Source organism: Meridianimarinicoccus sp. MJW13 (assembly GCF_014901205.1).
Classification (GTDB): Bacteria; Pseudomonadota; Alphaproteobacteria; order Rhodobacterales; family Rhodobacteraceae; genus Meridianimarinicoccus.
Genome location: NZ_JACNMU010000006.1, coordinates 99,641 through 116,676, shown reverse-complemented (window position 1 = coordinate 116,676; position 17,036 = coordinate 99,641). Strand labels below are relative to the sequence as shown.

Below are 17,036 nucleotides of genomic sequence, written 5' to 3'. Positions count from 1 at the left end.
CGCGCGGCACGCGCTAGTCGTATCGCTCGTGTCTGTCGGTGACCAAGGCCGGAAATCGGCCTTAGCCAGTCACATCTGCCAGCCGGGCCAGAGTCTCGTCCCGCCCGATGACCAGCATCATGTCAAAAACGCTTGGGGATACAGCGCGACCAGAAAGCGCGGCCCGCAAAGGCTGTGCGATCTTGCCCATCTTGATGTCCCCTGCCTCTGCAAACGCTGTTACAGTTTCCTCCAGCGCATTGCGCGACCAACTAGCATTTTGCAGATGCGGCGTCAATTCTTTCAGTATACCAATGGATACCGGATCGAGCGTCTTGGCCGATTTCGCGTCAAGTTCCAGGGGCCGCTCCGCCAGTACGAAATGCGCTTTTTCAAGAAGTTGCGGTATGGTCTTCGCGCGATCCTTGAGGCAATAGAGCGCAGCCCCCAGACCCTCGACCTGAGTGGGCGTGAGGCGATCTGCCCCGGTCACATTCAAATATGCCTCAATTTCATGCAACAGTGCAGCATCGTCTGTCATGGCCATCTGGTGACCGCAGATGTTTTCCAGCTTCTTGAAGTCGAACCGGGCCGGGGATTTGCCGATTCCATCCAGATCGAACCACTCCAGCGCCTGTGCCGTGGTGAAAACCTCGTCGTCGCCGTGGCTCCAGCCCAGCCGTGACAGATAGTTGCGCATGCCTTCGACGGGATAGCCCATCTTCTGGTATTCATCGACGCCAAGCGCGCCGTGACGCTTGGACAGTTTCTTGCCGTCAGGGCCGTGGATCAGCGGAATATGTGCCCAGACCGGCAGCGGCCAGCCCATGGCCTGATAAACCAGTGTCTGACGCGCCGCATTGGCCAGGTGGTCGTCGCCCCGGATCACATGGGTGACGCCCATGTCGTGATCGTCCACCACCACGGCCAGCATGTAGGTCGGCGTTCCGTCCGAACGCAGGCAGATCATGTCGTCCAGCTCGGAATTGCGGAAGGTGACCTTGCCCTGCACCTGATCGTCGATCACCGTCTCTCCGTCGCGCGGAGCCTTCAGGCGGACCACATAGGGCGCGTCCGGGAAGGTGGCCGGGTCGGCGTCGCGCCACGGCGAGCGGAACAGGGTCGATTTGCCCTCGGCACGGGCGGCATCCCGGAAGGCGGCGATCTCTTCCTGCGGCGAGAAGCACTTGTAGGCATGGCCAGAGGCCAGCATCGCATGGGCAACCTCGGCATGGCGGTCGCCGCGCGCGGCCTGGCTGATGACCTCGCCGTCATGATCCAGCTTCAGCCAGGACATGCCGTCCAGAATGGCCTGCGTCGCCTCGGGGGTCGATCGGGCGCGGTCGGTATCCTCGATCCGCAGCAGGAACTGGCCACCACGGGCGCGCGCGTACAGCCAGTTGAACAGCGCGGTTCTGGCCCCGCCGATGTGCAGATAGCCAGTGGGGGACGGGGCGAAACGGGTCACGACATGCGGGGCGGTCATCTGGGGCTCCTTGGCTGCTGAGATGTCCCTTAAAGCGGATGCCAAGGGGGGTAAACCCGCACGCGCCGAAGCGCCGTTAACCGCATGGCAACCACGACCGGAAACAGTTGCGGAGCAACGGAGGTGCAAGACCATGCCCGGGCGGACCGGCCAGTGACAGGCAATCCGATCGCCATCCAGATCGCGGCGCAACGCGGGCATCTGTTCCTTTGGGTGCCGGTGGCGATGGCCGTGGGCATCGGCGCGTATTTCGCCGTGCCACAGGAGCCTTCGGTAGCGGGTCTGGGGATCGCCGCCGGGCTGGGTCTGCTGGCCGCGATCCTGTCGCGACGCGGGTCCGAGACCACCGGGCCACTCTGGACCGCCCTTGCGCTGATGCTTCTGGCCTTTGGCTGGGCTGGCACCCGCGCACATCTGGTGGCCGCACCGGTGCTGGAATACCGCTTCTACGGCCCGATCCAGGGACGTATCGTACAGATCGATCGGTCGATCAGTGACAAGTTGCGACTGACGCTGGATCAGGTCACGCTGGGCGATCTGTCCCGCCATCGTACACCGGCGCGGGTGCGCATTTCGCTGCACGGGCTGCCGCATGATGTTGAGCCGGAGACGGGATTGCGGGTGATGACCACCGGCCACCTCAGCCCGCCCTCGGCACCGGTCGAGCCGGGGGGCTTCGACTTCCGCCGCCACGCGTGGTTTCAGCAGATCGGCGCGGTGGGCTATACCCGCAACCCGGTTCTGGTCGTCGCGCGGCCCGATGCCCGCAGCCCGGCGGTCTGGCTGGGGCAGGTGCGGCTTTCCCTGTCGGCGCGGCTCCAGGCGCGCATCCCCGGACAGGCCGGGGCCATGGCCGCCGCCATCGTGACCGGCGACCGTTCCGCCCTGTCGCGCGAGACGATGGATGCCATGCGCAACAGCAACCTGGCGCATCTTCTGGCGATCTCGGGGCTGCACGTGGGGTTGTTGACCGGCGTGGTTTTCGGCGCGGTGCGGGCCGCCATCGCGCTGGTCCCGCCGCTGGCCCTGCGATGGCCCGGCAAGAAGATCGCGGCGATTTGTGCGCTGCTGGCCGCCGCCGGATACCTGGCCCTGTCGGGGGGGTCTGTGTCGACCCAGCGGGCTTTCATCATGGTGGCGGTGATGCTGGCCGCCGTGCTGGCGGACAGGCGGGCCATCACCCTGCGCGCCGTGGCGCTGGCGGCCACCATAGTGCTGGTGCTCAGGCCAGAGGCCCTGATGGGGCCGGGGTTCCAGATGTCCTTTGCGGCCACGACCGCGCTGGTCTGGACCTTCGGGTGGCTGCGCGCGGTCGATCTGCCGCGGGTCTGGCGGCCCTTGCGGGTGGTGGGCACGCTGGTGCTGTCTTCCGCCGTGGCCGGGCTGGCGACTGCGCCATTTGCGGCGGCGCATTTCAACCAGATTGCCTCGTACGGGTTGATCGCCAACTTGCTGGCGGTGCCGGTGATGGGCAGTGTCGTGGCGCCGGCGGCAGTGCTGGCCGGGGTGCTGGGGCTGGTCGGGATGGCCCAGCCCGCATTGTGGATCATGGGGCAGGGCATCACCTGGATACTGACGGTGGCCGGGCATGTGGCGGGTCTGCAGAACGCCCTGAAATTCGTGCCCAGCCCACCCGCGATGTTCCTGCCCGTTTTTGCCCTTGGGGCCTTGTGGCTGATGCTGTGGCGCACCCGGTCGGCGGTGCTAGGTCTGGCGGTGATCGCGCTGGCCTTCGGGGTGTGGAGCCGGGTCGAAAGGCCCTTTCTGCTGATCGCCGAGACCGGGGGACTGGTGGGGGTGATGACGCAAGCGGGACGCGCGCTCAACAAGCCGCGCGGCGACGGATATGCTGCCTTGGCGTGGCTGGAAAACGATGGTCAGGATCGGGATCGGATCGCAGCCTATGACCGTGCGCAGGCGGACCTGGACGGCAAGGCGATGGTCGTGCCGGTGAACAGCGCCCAGATGCGATGGGCCTCAGGGCGCTCGGCCGCGTGTGCGAGCGCGCAGATGCTTGTCACCCCGACACGGGAGATTTCCGGCCCGTGCCTGATCCTCGATCCCGATGCACTGCGAAAAAGCGGCGCGCTGGCCATCTGGGGACAGCAAGACGCCTGGCGCGTCGAAGCCGCCAAGGTGCGGGCTGGCAACCGCCTGTGGACCCGTGCCGGTCAGAAGGATCCGGCGCAGGCCTTGAGAATTGTCGAATCCGTGCGGCTGGCGCTGAACGCGCCGCCCGGTCAGTAGCTGCGGATCAAGCCGACAAGGCGGCCCTGCACCTCGACCTGATCGCGTGGCAGGATGCGATCCTCATAGCGCGGATTGGCGGCTTTCAGCGCCACCCGGCTGTCGCGCAGGAAGAACTTTTTCAGCGTCACCACGTATTCGTCGTGATCCTGGAACGCCGCCACGACGATATCGCCGTTCTCGGCCATGGTGCCTTCGCGGATGATAACCACATCGCCGGGATTGATGCCGGCCTCGATCATCGAATCCCCGTCAACCTCCAGCGCATAATGCGGTCCATTTCCGGCCAGCAGGTTGGGCGGCACGGTGATTTCCGCCCTGGCTTCGGAAATCGCGTGGATCGGCCCCCCGGCCGCCACCTTGCCGAGCAGTGGCACGAGGTTCCCCGCGCTGCCCTCGACCGATACGGAACCGCGCGGTCGTGGCCCGTCCGGCCTGTCGCCGTCGATGACCTTGGGCCGGAAGGATTTGTTCTCCAGGCTTTCGGGCAGTTTCACGATCTCGATCGCGCGCGCCTTGTGGGCCAGTCGCCGGATGAACCCACGTTCTTCCAGCGCGGTGATCAACCGATGGATCCCGGATTTTGAGCGCAGATCCAGCGCCTCTTTCATCTCGTCGAAGGAGGGCGGAACGCCCTCCCGCTGCAATCGCGTGTGTATGAATTGCAGAAGATCCAGCTGTTTCTGGGTCAACATGGGGCTGCTCCGCCTAACGCCTTGAGGAAACGTTTCTTTCTGAGATCCGTTCTACAGGTGTTCACGTTTTGTGTCAATCACGGGCGCAGCGGAACGGTCTCGATATATTCCCCGGCTTTGCGGGCCGGATCATGCGGCGGGCGCACGATCAGCGCGTCGGCTTCGGACAGGACCTTTTGCAGGCTGCTGTCCTGGCTGGTGAAGGGCGTGACGCCCTGAGGGCCAAGCCGTGACCGCATGTAGTGTTCGCGACCGCCGTTTTCGGGCAGATCGACGGCCAGCTGCAAGCGATCCCTCCGTGCAGGTTGCGGCGGCAGTCCGGCCAGCGCATGAAGTGCGGGCTGCATGAAAATCATCCCGCAAACCATTGAGGACACGGGATTACCCGGCAGGCCGATCATCGGCGTGCTGCGCAACTTGCCAGCCATCAGCGGCTTGCCCGGCCGCATGGCGACCTTGTAAAAGTTTCGGGTCAGCCCAAGGGCCGACAGGTCCCGCCCCAGCAGGTCATGATCGCCGACCGAGGCACCGCCGCTGGTGACGATCAGGTCGGCGCCGGAACAAAGGTCAAACGCCGCCTCCAGCGCCTCCATCCGATCCCGCACCACCGGCAGAAGCCGCGCCTCGGCCCCGGCCTGTTCGGCCAGCGCGGCCAGCCCAAAGCCGTTCGACGCGATGATCTGATCGGCGCGCGGCGTTTCGCCGGGCAGGACCAGCTCATCCCCGGTCGACAGGATCGCGACGGTGGGGCGGCGGGTCACGCGCACCTCGGCCAGGTTCATCGCGGCCAGCAGCACCACGTCCATCGGCGTCAGGCGGCGCCCGGCCTTCAGGTGATCCCCGGACCGAAAATCGCTGCCCAAGGGGCGGACGAAGATGTTTTCCGGGTCGTCTTCAACAATCGCGACGGTTCCATCTTCGGCACGCGTGTCTTCCTGCATGATGACGCGGCAGGCGTCGGGCGGCATGGGGGCCCCGGTGAAGATCCGCGCGGCTTCGCCCGGACCGATCCGTCGGTCCAGCGCGTGCCCGGCGGCGGCTTCGCCCACCACGCGCAGCGTTTTCCCGACGAGCGATCCTGCCTCCGCCACGGCGTAGCCATCCATCACCGCGGCATCGAAGGGCGGCTGGTCCCGCCCGGCCACGGCGTCTTCGGCCAGAACCCGGCCCGAAGCCGCGCGCAGCGGCACGGTTTCCGCCCGCAAGGGGGTCAGCAGATCGAAGATGCCGGTCAGCGCCTCGGAAACAGAGATCATTTTCAGCCCGCCTCGTAGCGTCCGGACTTGCCGCCGTCCTTCATTTCAAGCCGGATATCGCGGATTTCCATGGATTTCTCGACCGCCTTGACCATGTCATACAGGGTTAGCGCGGCGGTAGAGACCGCCGTCAGCGCTTCCATCTCCACCCCTGTCTGGCCCGAGGTCTTGACGGTGGCCTCGATCCGCACGCCGGGCAGGCTGTCGTCCGGGGTCAGTTCAACAGCGACCTTGGTGATGGGCAGTGGATGGCACAGAGGGATCAACTCGGCGGTTTTTTTCGCGCCCATGATCCCAGCCAGCCGCGCCACCGACAGAACATCGCCCTTTTTCGCTCGGCCTTCCGTAATTATTGCAAGGGTTTCCGGCGTCATCTTCACGCAACCGGACGCCACGGCTGTGCGCGACGTGACCGGCTTTTCAGAAACATCCACCATATGCGCCTGTCCCTGCGCATCGAAATGGGTCAGCCCGCTCATGCGCTCACCGGGTCCGACAACAGCGCGCGCGTGGCGGCGGTGACATCGTCCTGCCGCATCAGACTTTCGCCGATCAGGAAGGTGCGCACGCCGACCTCGGCCATGGATGCCAGATCCGCCTGCGTGAACAGACCCGATTCCCCGATGACCAACCGGTCACGCGGCACGCGTGGCGCCAGATCGCGGGTGGTACCCAGCGAGGTTTCGAAGGTCTTGAGATTGCGGTTGTTGATGCCGATCAGCGGAGATTTCAGCGCCAGCGCGCGCTCCAGTTCCTCGGCATCATGGACTTCGATCAGCACATCCATGCCCCAGCCGAATGCCGCGTTTTCCAGTTCTGCGGCCTGGGCGTCGGTGACACTGGCCATGATGATCAGGATACAATCGGCGCCCAGACCCCGGGCTTCGGCGACCTGATAGGGATCATACATGAAGTCCTTGCGCAGCGCGGGCAGGGAGACCGCATCGCGGGCGGCGGTCAGGAACCCGTTGGCGCCTTGAAAGGACGGGCCGTCGGTCAGCACCGACAGGCAGGTTGCGCCGCCGGCCTCATAGGCGCGGGCCAGCGCGGGAGGATCAAAGTCGGCGCGGATCAACCCTTTGGAGGGGCTGGCTTTCTTGATCTCGGCAATCAGGCCATAGCCGTTGTTCTGTGCCTCTGTCAGCGCCTTGGCGAAGCCGCGCGTGGGGTTGGCGGCGCGGGCGCGGGCCTCCTGCTCGGCCATCGACAGGTCGCGCTTGCATGCGGCCACATGTTCCAGTTTGTAGGCCTTGATCTTGTCCAGAATGGTGGTGGTCATGCGGCAAGCTCCGTGGTGATGCGTGCCAAGTCCTGTATTTTCTTCAGGGCCTTGCCGCTGTCGATACTCTCTTGAGCCAGCCGTGCGCCGTCTTTCAGGTCGGCGGCCTTGTCGGCGATGACCAGGGCCGCGGCGGCATTCAGGCAGACCGCATCGCGGTAGGCCCCCGGCGCGCCGTCCAGCAACGCCCGGAACGCCACGCCGTTTTCCTCGGGCGAACCGCCGAGGATCGACTCGAACGGATGCACGGGCAGGCCGGCGTCTTCGGGGTGCACCGTTCGATCTTCGATGCGGCCGTCTTCCAGCGCGGCAACATAGCTTTCGCCGCAGATCGACAACTCGTCGGTGCCGTCGCTGCCGTGCACCAGCCAGGCGCGCTCTGATCCAAGCGCTGCCAGCGTTTCCGCCATCGGCCGGATCCAGTCGCGGGAAAAGGCGCCGGTCAACTGCCGTTTGACGCCTGCGGGATTGGTCAGCGGGCCGAGCAGATTGAATACCGTGCGGGTGCCAAGTTCCTGCCGGGTGGGCATGACGTGCTTGATCGCCGGGTGATGCATGGGCGCCATCATGAAGCAGATACCAACCTGTTCCAGAGCCTTTTCCGTGGCTTGCGCGTCGATCATCACGTTGATGCCCAACTGGCCCAACGCATCCGCCGCGCCGGACTTTGAACTGAGGTTGCGGTTGCCGTGCTTGGCCACCGCCACACCGGCACCCGCCACGACGAAAGCCGTCGCGGTGGAAATATTCAGCGTGCCCATGCCATCGCCGCCGGTGCCGACGATGTCCATTGCCCCCTCGGGTGCGGCCACCTTGGCGCAGCGGGCGCGCATCACCGCGGCGGCAGCGGCGATTTCGTCCACGGTTTCGCCGCGTGTGCGCAGCGCCATCAGGAAGCCGCCGATCTGGCTGGGCGTGGCGGTGCCGTCGAACAGGGTCTCGAAGGCGGCCAGAGCCTCGTCAGCGGTCAGCGGGCGATCGGCCGCTTGGCCGATCAGCGGTCTCAGAATGTCACTCATACGGGTACCTTGGCACTGTCGAGAAAGGTTTTCAGCATGGCGTGCCCATGCTCGGAGCGGATGCTCTCGGGATGGAACTGCACGCCTTCGACCGGCAGATCGCGGTGGCGCACCCCCATGATGGTGCCATCCTCAAGCCATGCGGTGACTTCCAGACACTCGGGCAGGCTGTCGCGGTCGACGATCAGCGAATGATAGCGGGTGCCGGACAGCGGCGAGGGCAGGCCGGCGAACACGCCCTTGCCCGCGTGCAGGATGGTGCCGGCCTTGCCGTGCACGATCTCGTGGCAGCGCACGACCTTGCCGCCGAACGCCTCGCCAATGGTCTGATGACCAAGGCAGACCCCCAACAAAGGCACCCCGGCCTTGGCGGCGGCACGGGTCAGATCCAGACAGATGCCTGCCTGCGCCGGGTCGCAGGGGCCGGGCGACAGCACGATGGACGACGGGTTCAGGGCCAGGGCATCCTCGACCGTGATCTTGTCGTTGCGATGCACTGTCACATCGGCACCCAGTTCGCCCAGATAATGAACGAGGTTATAGGTGAAACTGTCGTAGTTATCCATGAGAAGCAGCATGTCCCCGGTCCTTCAAAGGTTGGCACATCTGCCCAGTTAAGGCGCGGGTGGTCAAGGGGGGAACAAGGCGCTACCAGTGGGGACAAAGCAGGATCGGAGCACGGGCAGGCGTGGGACGCGGATTTCTGACAGGAGCTTTCTGGGGCGTCATCGTGGGCGGGATCATCCTGTTCACGGCCGCCCTGGTGCTGGAATCGCAGCGCGGCGATGATCCTGTCGCGGCCTTTGAACCGTCCGATCCCGTTGCCGTGGCCTTCGGGGAACTTGAGCCTCCGCTGGATGTGCTGTCTGTGGCTGTGACTGGCACGCCTGCGATCGCCGTGGAACGGGGGCCGCTGGCCGAGGTTGCGGTGCCTGTCGGATCGGTCGTCCAGGCCGTGACACTTTCTGATCAGGTGCCGGAACGCCCCCAAGACCCGCGCGTCTTGGAAGATGGCGTCGGGGCCATTACCGAGGCGCTGCCCGCCGCATTTCCCCCTGCGGACCCGGCACCGGTCACCCTGGATGTTGCCGAACCGTCCCGGCCCGACCTGATACAGCCCGCCGGCCCGGTTCTGGAACCCAGGCCCCATGCATCCCCATCACTTGACGTCGTCACACCCCAAAAGGGGCTGCCTGCGCGCGGGCTGTCTCAGCTTGCGGTGATCGCGCAGGCACCGGACCCTGTCAGGGCGGTGATGGTCGCCTCTTCGGTCGCGGAGGTTCCCACATCGGGCCTGTCGCAAATGCGCCGTGTGTCCCTGGCAACCCCACCGATTGTGGACCTTCCTGCGCCGGCCCCGATCTGGCGGCGGCCCGATGGTCCGCTGGTGGCGTTCATTGTGCAAGGTACCGCGTCGGATTTGCCGGACTGGGTGATGAGCGTCGCGCAAAGCGATGCAATCGGACCCCCCGCGGGGCTGGAACAGGTCCGCCTTGATGGCACCACGCAAGCCTCGGTTCCGAATTATCCGTCCACGCTGGTGCCGCTTTATCGCCGGTTCACCGACGCAGACGCGGTGACGCCCGAGACCCTGCAAGCCCTGCGCCTGCGCGCCCAACGTGATGGCCGGGTGGCGGTGCTGCTGGGCGAGGATCCCGCCGTCTTGCAAGCCGTTGGCGACTGGCTGGCGGAAGAGGGCGCCGGGATGACCCCGGTGCCCCTGTCCTGGCTGACGCGTTAGTCTAGCTGTTGGAGCCGTCGAACCGCGCGGCATCCTCGGCCGCCATGCGGATGGCCTTGGACTTGTTGACGGTTTCCTGCCATTCGGCCTCGGGATCGCTGTCGTAGACCACGCCGCCACCGGCCTGGATGTACAGGTTCTGATCCTTCAGAACGGCGGTGCGCAGGGCGATGCACATGTCCATATCGCCATTGGCCGCGAAGTAACCGACGCCGCCGCCATAGATGCCGCGCTTTTCCGGTTCCAGCTCGTCGATGATCTCCATCGCGCGGACCTTGGGCGCGCCCGACACGGTGCCCGCCGGCAGCCCGGCCAGCAGCGCCGACAGGGCGTCATGATCTTCGCTCAACTCTCCAACCACGTTCGACACGATGTGCATGACGTGGCTGTAGCGTTCGATGATGAATTCCTCGGTCGGCCGCACGGTGCCGATCTTCGAGACCCGTCCGGTGTCGTTGCGGCCCAGGTCCAGCAGCATCAGGTGCTCGGCCAACTCCTTGGGATCCGACAGAAGATCGCGCTCCAGTGCCTTGTCCTCGGCGGGCGTGGCGCCGCGCGGGCGGGTGCCGGCGATGGGGCGGATGGTGACCTCGCGCCCGAAGACCCGCACCAGGATCTCGGGGCTGGCGCCGATCACCTGGAAGCCGCCGAAGTTGAAGAAGAACATGAACGGCGACGGGTTGGTGCGCCGCAAGGACCGATACAGCGCGAAGGGCGGCAGGTCGAATTTCTGGGTCCAGCGCTGAGCCGGGACCACCTGGAAGATATCGCCCGCGCGGATGTAATCCTTGGCCTTCTCGACCGCGGCCAGATAGCCGTCCTTGGTGAAATTCGACACCGGCTCGGCGCTGGGGACGGATGCCCCCAGGTTGCGGCTTTCGCCAGCGACCGGGCGGGACAGGTCGCGCACCGCGTCCATGACGCGTTCGGCGGCCTGGGCATAGGCGGCGCGGGCCGACAGCCCGTCACGGGTCCAGACCGGCGAGACCACCGTGACCTCGCCCTTCACGCCATCCAGCACCACAACGACCGAGGGCCGCATCAGCATCGCGTCGGGCAAGCCCAAAGGGTCGGGATTGACGCCCGGCAGGTGTTCTACCAGCCGGATCATGTCATAGCCCAGATAGCCGAACAGCCCGGCGGCCGAGGCCGGAAGATCGTCGGGCATCTCGATCCGGCTTTCGGCAATCAGCGCGCGCAGGGACTCAAGCGGCGCGGCCGTCTCGGGCACGAAGCCGTCGCGGTCATAGCGGGCGGCGCGGTTCAGCCGGGCTTGGGTGCCGCGGCATTCCCAGATCAGGTCGGGCTTCAGACCGATGATCGAATAGCGTCCCCGAACCTCGCCGCCGGTGACGGATTCCAGCATGAAGGTGTCTGTGCCCGCGTCGCCCAGCTTCAGCATCAGCGACACCGGCGTATCCAGATCGGCGGCCAGCCGGGTATAGACCAGCTGGTTGTGCCCGGCAGCATGGCCTTCGGCGAAAGCCTCGAAAGACGGGGTCAGGCTCATGGCAGTTGCGCATGCACCGCGTTCAGGGCGGCCTGGTTGATGGTGATCCCGACACGGGTTTCCATGGCCCGCGCGATCTCGTTCAGAACGTCCTGTGCCATCTGTTCGCTGGCTTGCTGGCCCAGGGCCTGGCGCAGCATGGCGGCATTGGGATCATCCGCCGAGGGCGGCAGGATCTCGTCGATGCGGATCAGGACCAGTGCGGCACCATCCTCGATCACCTCGATCTCGCCTTCTTCCAGCGTGAAGATGCGTTCTGAGGCTTCCAGCGGAACCCCTTCGGGGACCGAGGTGCGGGTGATGTTGTCCACCACCACCGGCTCCAGCCCCAGATCGGTGGCAGACAGGCCCGAGGCCAAGGCCTCTTCCAACTCGGTTTCACGGGCGCGCAGGGCATCGCGCACGGCGGCATCGCGGGCCGCCAATGTGGCCGCGTCGATCACCTCGTCCAGTGGCTGTACCGTCGGCGGTATGATCTCGTCGACGCGGATCGCGAACAGCGCGCCGTCGTCCAACTGCCGCACTTCGGGGAAGTCGTCGGGGGTCGCCTGCGCGGCCAACTCGTTGAAGGTCGCATAGGCGGCGATCCCCTCCGATGCGGGTCCGAACCATTCCACTGTGCCCAGGTCCATCGCGGTTTCCGACGCCAGTTCTTCCAGCGTGGCACCACCCGCCAGCAGATCTTCCAGCGGCTCCAGTTCGTTGTCCAACTGGCTGAGCGCGGCTTCGACCTGCAATTCGGTTGCAAGCATGTCGCGGGCTTCGTCGAAGGTCGTGTTCTGCGGCGACAGGATGGCCGAGACGCGGAACAGCGCCGGACCAAGGTTGGTGGGCAGGGGGCCGACGACACCGGCTTCCGAGAGGGCGAACACCCCTTCGGCAGCCGCACCCAGATCGTCACGGGAGACGGCGCCCAGATCCACGTCATCCACGGTCAGATCGCGCTCGGCCAGAAAACTGTCGAAATCGGCGGTGCCGGCATCGATCGCGGCCATGGCTTTCTGTGCGGCGGCGTCGTCGGAGAAGGCCAGACGTTCCACCAGACGACGCTCGGGGATGTTGAACTCCTCGGCGCGGGCGTCATAGGCGGCCCGCAGCTCGGCCTCGTCGATCTCGATGGTTTCGGCCAGCATCTCGGGGGTCAGCCAAGCATAGGTGATCGCCTTGCGCTCGGGCAGGGTGTAGGCGTCGATGTTGGCCTCGTAATGCGCCTGGATCGCGGCTGCATCGGGGGCAGGCACCGGGGCGTCCAGATCGTCCTCTGTCAGGCGGATCAGGCTGAGTGTCCGGCGTTCGGCAATAAAGCGATAGATCGCGTCGGCATAGGCAGGCTGCGGCGCAAGACCCGAGACCAGTGCCGCCTGAAACAAGTTGCGGGACAGGTCCTGGCGCACCGAATCCTCGAACTGCTCCACCGACATCTGGTTGCGATCCAGAGCAAATTCATAGGCTTCGCGGTCAAACTTGCCGTCGAGACCCTGAAACGCCGCGATGTCCTGGATCTGGGCGCCGACGCGCGCGTCACCCACGGACAGGCCGGCCAACCGGGTGGCCTCATCCAGCGCGGCGGTGCCAAGAAGCCCTTGCAGCACAGCCACGTCGCGGCCCTGTGCCTGAAGGTCGGCCATCGAGGCGGTCTGTCCCGTGGCGGCCTCCAACGCCTGCATGTCGCGCTGCAATGCACGGCCGTAGGTATCGATGTCCACCTCGGTTTCGCCAACCGTCGCCACATTGGTGATGGTGCCGCCGAAATTGCCCACGCCGAAGCCTGCAAGCCCGACGATTAGCATCGCCATCAGCACCCAGACCACGAGTTGCGAGGCCTTGCCTTTTTTAGCCATGAGATCTGCCCTGTCTCTAGTGTTCAGCCGGGTGTAGGCCCTTTCTGGGGGACCAGCAACCAAGTCGCGGCGCCGTGCAATCCCGCGCGGGTGGGGGCGGCGTCAGGTGCCGCGATACGGCTCGACATATTGCAGGGCCATGTCCCACGGAAAGAAGATCCAGGTGTCCTGGCTGACCCCGGTGATGAAGGTGTCCACCATCGGCTCGCCCTTGGGTTTGGCATAGACGGTAGCGAAATGCGCATTGGGGTACATGGCGCGCACGACCTCCAGCGTCTTGCCGCTGTCCACCAGGTCATCGATGACCAGAATACCGGTGCCGTCGCCCATCAGATCGGCATCGGGGGTGTTCAGCACCTGCGTGTCGCTTTGGGTCTGGTTGTCGTAGCTCTTGATCGAAATCGTATCCACGGTGCGGATATCCAGTTCCCGCGCGATGATCATCGCCGGGGCCATGCCGCCGCGGGTGATCGCCACGATGGCCTTCCAGCCGCCGTCCGGGCCCGGGCCGCGCTTGTCCAGCCGCCAGGCCAAAGCCCGGCTGTCGCGGTGGATCTGGTCCCAGCTGATGTGGAACCCTTTCTCATGTGGCAGACGATCCGTCATCTTCGACCTCCCTTGTCCGGGGTTCCTACCCGGCTGCGAGTTTCACGGCCAGCGCCGCCATCAGCCCGCCGAACAGGCGGTCCAGATGGGCCTTGGCCTTGCGATAAATCGTCTGGGCCGGGCGCCCAGACATCAGGCGTGACACCGCGATGTACCACAGCGCCTCGTTCAGGAAGACCACCGCCAACAGCAGGGCCTTGACCCTCAGCGCGGTATCCCCCGGCACCAGCCCGACAAAAACCGCGCCGAAGAAGACGGCGGGCTTGGGATTGGCCAGTTGCGTCATGATCCCCAGCCGGAAGGCCGAGGCACTTCCGCGCACCGGAACGTCGCGCGTGGCCTGCGGCAGGGGCGTGCGGGCGTGGGTCCACATCATCACCGCCAGCCAGATCAGGAAGGCCGCCCCGGCAAAGCGCAGGACGGTCAGGGCCATGGGCAGTACCTCGAACAGCACCGCCAGTCCGGCCAGTGCCGCGAAGGCCCAGAGGGTCGCGCCCAGACCCATGCCCAGCGACAGGGCCACCGCCGGGCGGAACCCTTCGGCGACCGAGACCCGCAGGCACATCACGAAGGCCGGCCCCGGACTGATGGCCGCCAGCAAATGCAGCGTGGCAACGGTCAGGAAGGCGACCAGCGTCATCCCTTGGTGATATCCGGCGCGTCAACGGCCTTCATGCCGACCACGTGATAGCCCGCGTCTACATGAAGCACCTCGCCAGTGGTGGCCGAGCCCAGGTCGGACAGCAGGTACAGCGCCGATTTCCCGACCTCCTCCTGGGTCACGGTCCGGCGCAGCGGCGCGTTGTATTCGTTCCACTTCATGATGTAGCGGAAATCGCCGATCCCGCTGGCAGCAAGGGTCTTGATGGTGCCGGCCGAGATCGCGTTGACGCGAATGCCGTCCTTGCCCAGATCCTCGGCCAGGTAGCGCACCGAGGCTTCAAGCGCCGCCTTGGCCACGCCCATGACGTTGTAATGCGGCATGACCTTTTCGGCGCCGTAATAGGTCATGGTCAGGCAGGATCCGCCGTCGGTCATCAGCTTTTCAGCCCGCTGGCACACGGCGGTGAAGGAGTAGACCGAGATATCCATCGTGGTCTGGAAGTTCTGCGGGCTGGTGTCGACATAGCGGCCCCGAAGCTCGCTCTTGTCCGAAAAGCCGATGGCGTGGACCACGAAGTCCAGCTTGCCCCATTTCTCTTCCAGCGTCGCGAACAGCGCATCCAGCGAGGCCGGGTCGGCCACGTCGCATTCCAGCACCAGATCCGAGCCAAGCTCAGCCGCCAGCGGCTCGACCCGTTTCTTCAGCGGACCGCCCTGATAGGAGAACGCCAGCTCCGCCCCGTGCTCGGCACAGGTCTTGGCGATACCCCATGCAATCGATTTGTCATTGGCCAGACCCATGATCAGGCCACGCTTTCCTTGCATGAGTTTAGTTGACATTCTTTATTCTCCGCGCACGATAGAGGTTAAGGTCGTTTAGGCGATCAAAGGCGGGGCTTCAAGGCTGTGAAGCGGCAAGGTATTGCCTAGGCAAGTGTGCTAGTATCGTCGAAGTTTCGGCGAAAGGTTTCGTGTATGTTCCGTGGGGGGGGCAGCCGATGAGTGAAAGGTCCGGCATTTTTTCCGGTGAGGATCCGTTCGCGATTTCGCGTCAGTGGCTGGATGAGGCCCGCAAGCACGAGGTCGCCGATCCCGATGCCGCGGCCTTGGCGACGGTCGATGCCGGGGGCCTGCCCAACGTCCGGGTGGTGCTGATGCGCGGGATCGAAGACAACGGCTTTGTCTTCTACACCAATTATCACAGCGCCAAGGGCCAGGAGATTGCGGCGACGGGCAAGGCGGCCTTTGTCATTCACTGGAAGACGCTGAAGCGGCAGATCCGCGTTCGGGGACCGGTGGAACAGGTGTCGCCGGAACAGTCGGATGCCTATTTCGCCTCGCGCGCGCTGCAAAGCCGGATCGGCGCCTGGGCGTCGCAACAGTCGCAGCCGCTGAAAAGTCGGGCCAGCCTGATGGCCGACGTGGCGCGTCTGGGGTTAAAGCTTGGCCCACATCCCGAACGTCCGCCCCATTGGGGCGGCTACAGGATCACCCCTGTCGAGATCGAGTTCTGGGCCGATGGAGAGTTCAGATTGCACAACCGCTTTCAATGGCGGCGCGAGAAGGAGGGAAGCAGTTGGACGGTCAATCGGTTAAGCCCCTAGACTGTTCACCTTGAACACGTACCGGGATAGGTTATTGGACGACGCAGCTTTATAGACCAAAAACAATAGCCTGGCCCAATCTGATAGAAAAAGAACAGTATGCCATTTAGTGATATGAGTTCCGAAGACGAAACCGAAATCCTGATTGGCCAGGTCAAGTGGTTTGACCCGGCCAAGGGGTTTGGTTTTGTCGTCGCGGATGCGGGTGGGGCCGACATCCTGTTGCATGCAAATGTGCTGCGGAACTTCGGGCAAAGCTCTGTTGCCGACGGGGCCGTGGTCGAAATCGCCGTGCATGAAACGCCGCGCGGGCGGCAGGCGGTGGAGGTTCTGCGGATCGATCCGCCGCTGACCACCGAGATCGAGGCGCATGGCACTTTCCATGCCGAGGAATTCGACGATGCCGAGGCCGGACCACTGGAACCGGCGCGCGTGAAATGGTTCGACAAGTCCAAGGGATTCGGCTTTGCCAATGCCTTCGGCAAGGCCGGCGACATTTTCATTCATATCGAGGTTCTGCGCCGATCCGGTCTGGCCGATCTGCAACCGGGCGAGGCGGTTTGCGTGCGCGTGGTCGAAGGCCGGCGGGGGCTGATGGCGGTTCTGGTCACTTCGTGGGAATTCGCCCTGCAACCCGGCGAGGAATGAAGCCGATGCGCCTGCTGCTTGGCCTGCTTCTGGCCAGTGTTGCTGCGGCCCCGGCTCTGGCCGATCCGGGCTGCGCGCCGGACCGGGTCGACCTGCGCGGACCTTGGGGGCAAGCCAGCTTTTCCGTCGAGGTTGCCGACGACCGTCAGGAACGCGCAACAGGGCTGATGCATCGCGAATCCCTGCCGCGGTCGGCCGGGATGCTGTTTGTCTATGAACACCCCCAGCGAGTGTCTTTCTGGATGCGCAACACCCTGATCCCTCTGGACATGATCTTTGTGGGGGACGATGGCCGGGTACGCCGCATCCACCAAAACGCCATCCCGCTGGATGAAACCGGTATTCCCGGCGGCGACGACATTTTTGCCGTGCTTGAAATCAACGGCGGTCTGAGCGGCGTCCTTGGGCTGGCCCCCGGAACCGAGATGCGCCATCCCGCCTTCGATCCTGCCACGGCGGCCTGGCCTTGCCCGTGATTTGGTCTTTTCATTTCTGACAACCGGCGATAAGCACTGCCGGTGT

At 65.1% G+C, this 17,036-nt stretch carries 17 protein-coding genes; 5 read left to right on the top strand and 12 right to left on the bottom strand.

The window, feature by feature from the left end:
* Nucleotides 1–61: 61 nt before the first annotated feature.
* Nucleotides 62–1,465 carry a glutamate--tRNA ligase gene (gene gltX / locus H8B03_RS12155; RefSeq protein ID WP_193142148.1) on the bottom strand — a complete coding sequence of 468 codons (1,404 nt, stop codon included), beginning with the start codon at nt 1,463–1,465 and terminating at the stop codon, nt 62–64.
* 153 nt (nt 1,466–1,618) lie between these two features.
* Between gltX and H8B03_RS12150 the strand changes: the two genes are divergently transcribed.
* Entirely contained in the window at nt 1,619–3,712 is a 2,094-nt protein-coding gene (locus H8B03_RS12150) for a ComEC/Rec2 family competence protein (protein ID WP_319022478.1), read from the top strand.
* Here the strand turns inward: H8B03_RS12150 and lexA are convergent.
* The 6 genes from lexA to H8B03_RS12120 all read right to left on the bottom strand — a co-directional run bounded on the left by lexA (nt 3,706) and on the right by H8B03_RS12120 (nt 8,539).
* Nucleotides 3,706–4,407 (bottom strand): transcriptional repressor LexA, encoded by a 702-nt coding sequence (gene lexA / locus H8B03_RS12145; protein ID WP_193142146.1) that lies wholly within the window; start codon nt 4,405–4,407, stop codon nt 3,706–3,708. The two genes, H8B03_RS12150 and lexA, sit on opposite strands and share 7 nt — an antisense overlap.
* A 77-nt stretch (nt 4,408–4,484) precedes the next feature.
* The gene (gene glp / locus H8B03_RS12140; RefSeq protein WP_193142145.1) at nt 4,485–5,663 is read right to left on the bottom strand and encodes a gephyrin-like molybdotransferase Glp; all 1,179 of its coding nucleotides are present in this window, start codon (nt 5,661–5,663) and stop codon (nt 4,485–4,487) included.
* A gap of 2 nt (nt 5,664–5,665) precedes the next feature.
* Nucleotides 5,666–6,142: a cyclic pyranopterin monophosphate synthase MoaC gene (moaC, locus tag H8B03_RS12135; protein WP_193142144.1), complete on the bottom strand. Its 477-nt coding sequence runs from the start codon at nt 6,140–6,142 to the stop codon at nt 5,666–5,668.
* Nucleotides 6,139–6,942 carry an indole-3-glycerol phosphate synthase TrpC gene (gene trpC / locus H8B03_RS12130; protein WP_193142143.1) on the bottom strand — a complete coding sequence of 268 codons (804 nt, stop codon included), beginning with the start codon at nt 6,940–6,942 and terminating at the stop codon, nt 6,139–6,141. The genes moaC and trpC overlap by 4 nt, the downstream gene beginning before the upstream one ends.
* On the bottom strand, nt 6,939–7,961 hold the full coding sequence (gene trpD, locus H8B03_RS12125; RefSeq protein WP_193142142.1) for an anthranilate phosphoribosyltransferase: 1,023 nt from the start codon (nt 7,959–7,961) through the stop codon (nt 6,939–6,941). The genes trpC and trpD overlap by 4 nt, the downstream gene beginning before the upstream one ends.
* Complete coding sequence (locus tag H8B03_RS12120) at nt 7,958–8,539, bottom strand: aminodeoxychorismate/anthranilate synthase component II (RefSeq protein WP_193142141.1); 582 nt, start codon at nt 8,537–8,539, stop codon at nt 7,958–7,960. The genes trpD and H8B03_RS12120 overlap by 4 nt, the downstream gene beginning before the upstream one ends.
* A 110-nt stretch (nt 8,540–8,649) precedes the next feature.
* On the opposite strand from H8B03_RS12120, the gene H8B03_RS12115 reads away from it, so the two are divergent.
* The gene (locus H8B03_RS12115; RefSeq protein ID WP_193142140.1) at nt 8,650–9,702 is read left to right on the top strand and encodes a hypothetical protein; all 1,053 of its coding nucleotides are present in this window, start codon (nt 8,650–8,652) and stop codon (nt 9,700–9,702) included.
* A 1-nt stretch (nt 9,703) separates the two neighbouring features.
* Here H8B03_RS12115 and trpE read toward each other — a convergent pair whose 3' ends face one another.
* The 5 genes from trpE to fabI all read right to left on the bottom strand — a co-directional run bounded on the left by trpE (nt 9,704) and on the right by fabI (nt 15,102).
* Entirely contained in the window at nt 9,704–11,212 is a 1,509-nt protein-coding gene (gene trpE / locus H8B03_RS12110) for an anthranilate synthase component I (protein WP_193142139.1), read from the bottom strand.
* Nucleotides 11,209–13,053 carry a peptidylprolyl isomerase gene (locus H8B03_RS12105; RefSeq protein WP_193142138.1) on the bottom strand — a complete coding sequence of 615 codons (1,845 nt, stop codon included), beginning with the start codon at nt 13,051–13,053 and terminating at the stop codon, nt 11,209–11,211. Before H8B03_RS12105 ends, trpE begins: the two co-directional genes overlap by 4 nt.
* A gap of 102 nt (nt 13,054–13,155) precedes the next feature.
* Nucleotides 13,156–13,659, bottom strand: coding sequence for a xanthine phosphoribosyltransferase (gene gpt / locus H8B03_RS12100; RefSeq protein WP_193142137.1), 504 nt, complete (start codon nt 13,657–13,659; stop codon nt 13,156–13,158).
* 25 nt (nt 13,660–13,684) lie between these two features.
* Nucleotides 13,685–14,299, bottom strand: coding sequence for a LysE family translocator (locus H8B03_RS12095; RefSeq protein WP_193142136.1), 615 nt, complete (start codon nt 14,297–14,299; stop codon nt 13,685–13,687).
* Nucleotides 14,296–15,102, bottom strand: a complete 807-nt coding sequence (gene fabI, locus H8B03_RS12090; RefSeq protein ID WP_193142135.1) for an enoyl-ACP reductase FabI — start codon at nt 15,100–15,102, stop codon at nt 14,296–14,298. Before fabI ends, H8B03_RS12095 begins: the two co-directional genes overlap by 4 nt.
* 158 nt (nt 15,103–15,260) lie before the next feature.
* On the opposite strand from fabI, the gene pdxH reads away from it, so the two are divergent.
* The 3 genes from pdxH (at nt 15,261) to H8B03_RS12075 (ending at nt 16,990) form a co-directional block, all read left to right on the top strand.
* Nucleotides 15,261–15,866, top strand: a complete 606-nt coding sequence (gene pdxH, locus H8B03_RS12085; protein ID WP_193142134.1) for a pyridoxamine 5'-phosphate oxidase — start codon at nt 15,261–15,263, stop codon at nt 15,864–15,866.
* 99 nt (nt 15,867–15,965) lie between these two features.
* Entirely contained in the window at nt 15,966–16,514 is a 549-nt protein-coding gene (locus tag H8B03_RS12080) for a cold-shock protein (protein WP_193142133.1), read from the top strand.
* 5 nt (nt 16,515–16,519) lie between these two features.
* The gene (locus H8B03_RS12075) at nt 16,520–16,990 is read left to right on the top strand and encodes a DUF192 domain-containing protein (RefSeq protein WP_193142132.1); all 471 of its coding nucleotides are present in this window, start codon (nt 16,520–16,522) and stop codon (nt 16,988–16,990) included.
* Nucleotides 16,991–17,036: the final 46 nt, after the last annotated feature.

Excerpts from the sequence above, each read along its gene's own strand:
- H8B03_RS12080 (WP_193142133.1), top strand. The coding sequence starts at position 15,966 with ATGCCATTTAGTGATATGAGTTCCGAAGACGAAACCGAAATCCTGATT.
- H8B03_RS12075 (WP_193142132.1), top strand. The coding sequence starts at position 16,520 with ATGCGCCTGCTGCTTGGCCTGCTTCTGGCCAGTGTTGCTGCGGCCCCG.
- glp (WP_193142145.1), bottom strand. The coding sequence starts at position 5,663 with ATGATCTCTGTTTCCGAGGCGCTGACCGGCATCTTCGATCTGCTGACC.
- moaC (WP_193142144.1), bottom strand. The coding sequence starts at position 6,142 with ATGAGCGGGCTGACCCATTTCGATGCGCAGGGACAGGCGCATATGGTG.
- trpC (WP_193142143.1), bottom strand. The coding sequence starts at position 6,942 with ATGACCACCACCATTCTGGACAAGATCAAGGCCTACAAACTGGAACAT.
- gltX (WP_193142148.1), bottom strand. The coding sequence starts at position 1,465 with ATGACCGCCCCGCATGTCGTGACCCGTTTCGCCCCGTCCCCCACTGGC.
- lexA (WP_193142146.1), bottom strand. The coding sequence starts at position 4,407 with ATGTTGACCCAGAAACAGCTGGATCTTCTGCAATTCATACACACGCGA.
- H8B03_RS12105 (WP_193142138.1), bottom strand. The coding sequence starts at position 13,053 with ATGGCTAAAAAAGGCAAGGCCTCGCAACTCGTGGTCTGGGTGCTGATG.
- pdxH (WP_193142134.1), top strand. The coding sequence starts at position 15,261 with ATGAGTGAAAGGTCCGGCATTTTTTCCGGTGAGGATCCGTTCGCGATT.
- H8B03_RS12095 (WP_193142136.1), bottom strand. The coding sequence starts at position 14,299 with ATGACGCTGGTCGCCTTCCTGACCGTTGCCACGCTGCATTTGCTGGCG.
- trpD (WP_193142142.1), bottom strand. The coding sequence starts at position 7,961 with ATGAGTGACATTCTGAGACCGCTGATCGGCCAAGCGGCCGATCGCCCG.
- H8B03_RS12120 (WP_193142141.1), bottom strand. The coding sequence starts at position 8,539 with ATGCTGCTTCTCATGGATAACTACGACAGTTTCACCTATAACCTCGTT.
- fabI (WP_193142135.1), bottom strand. The coding sequence starts at position 15,102 with ATGTCAACTAAACTCATGCAAGGAAAGCGTGGCCTGATCATGGGTCTG.
- gpt (WP_193142137.1), bottom strand. The coding sequence starts at position 13,659 with ATGACGGATCGTCTGCCACATGAGAAAGGGTTCCACATCAGCTGGGAC.
- trpE (WP_193142139.1), bottom strand. The coding sequence starts at position 11,212 with ATGAGCCTGACCCCGTCTTTCGAGGCTTTCGCCGAAGGCCATGCTGCC.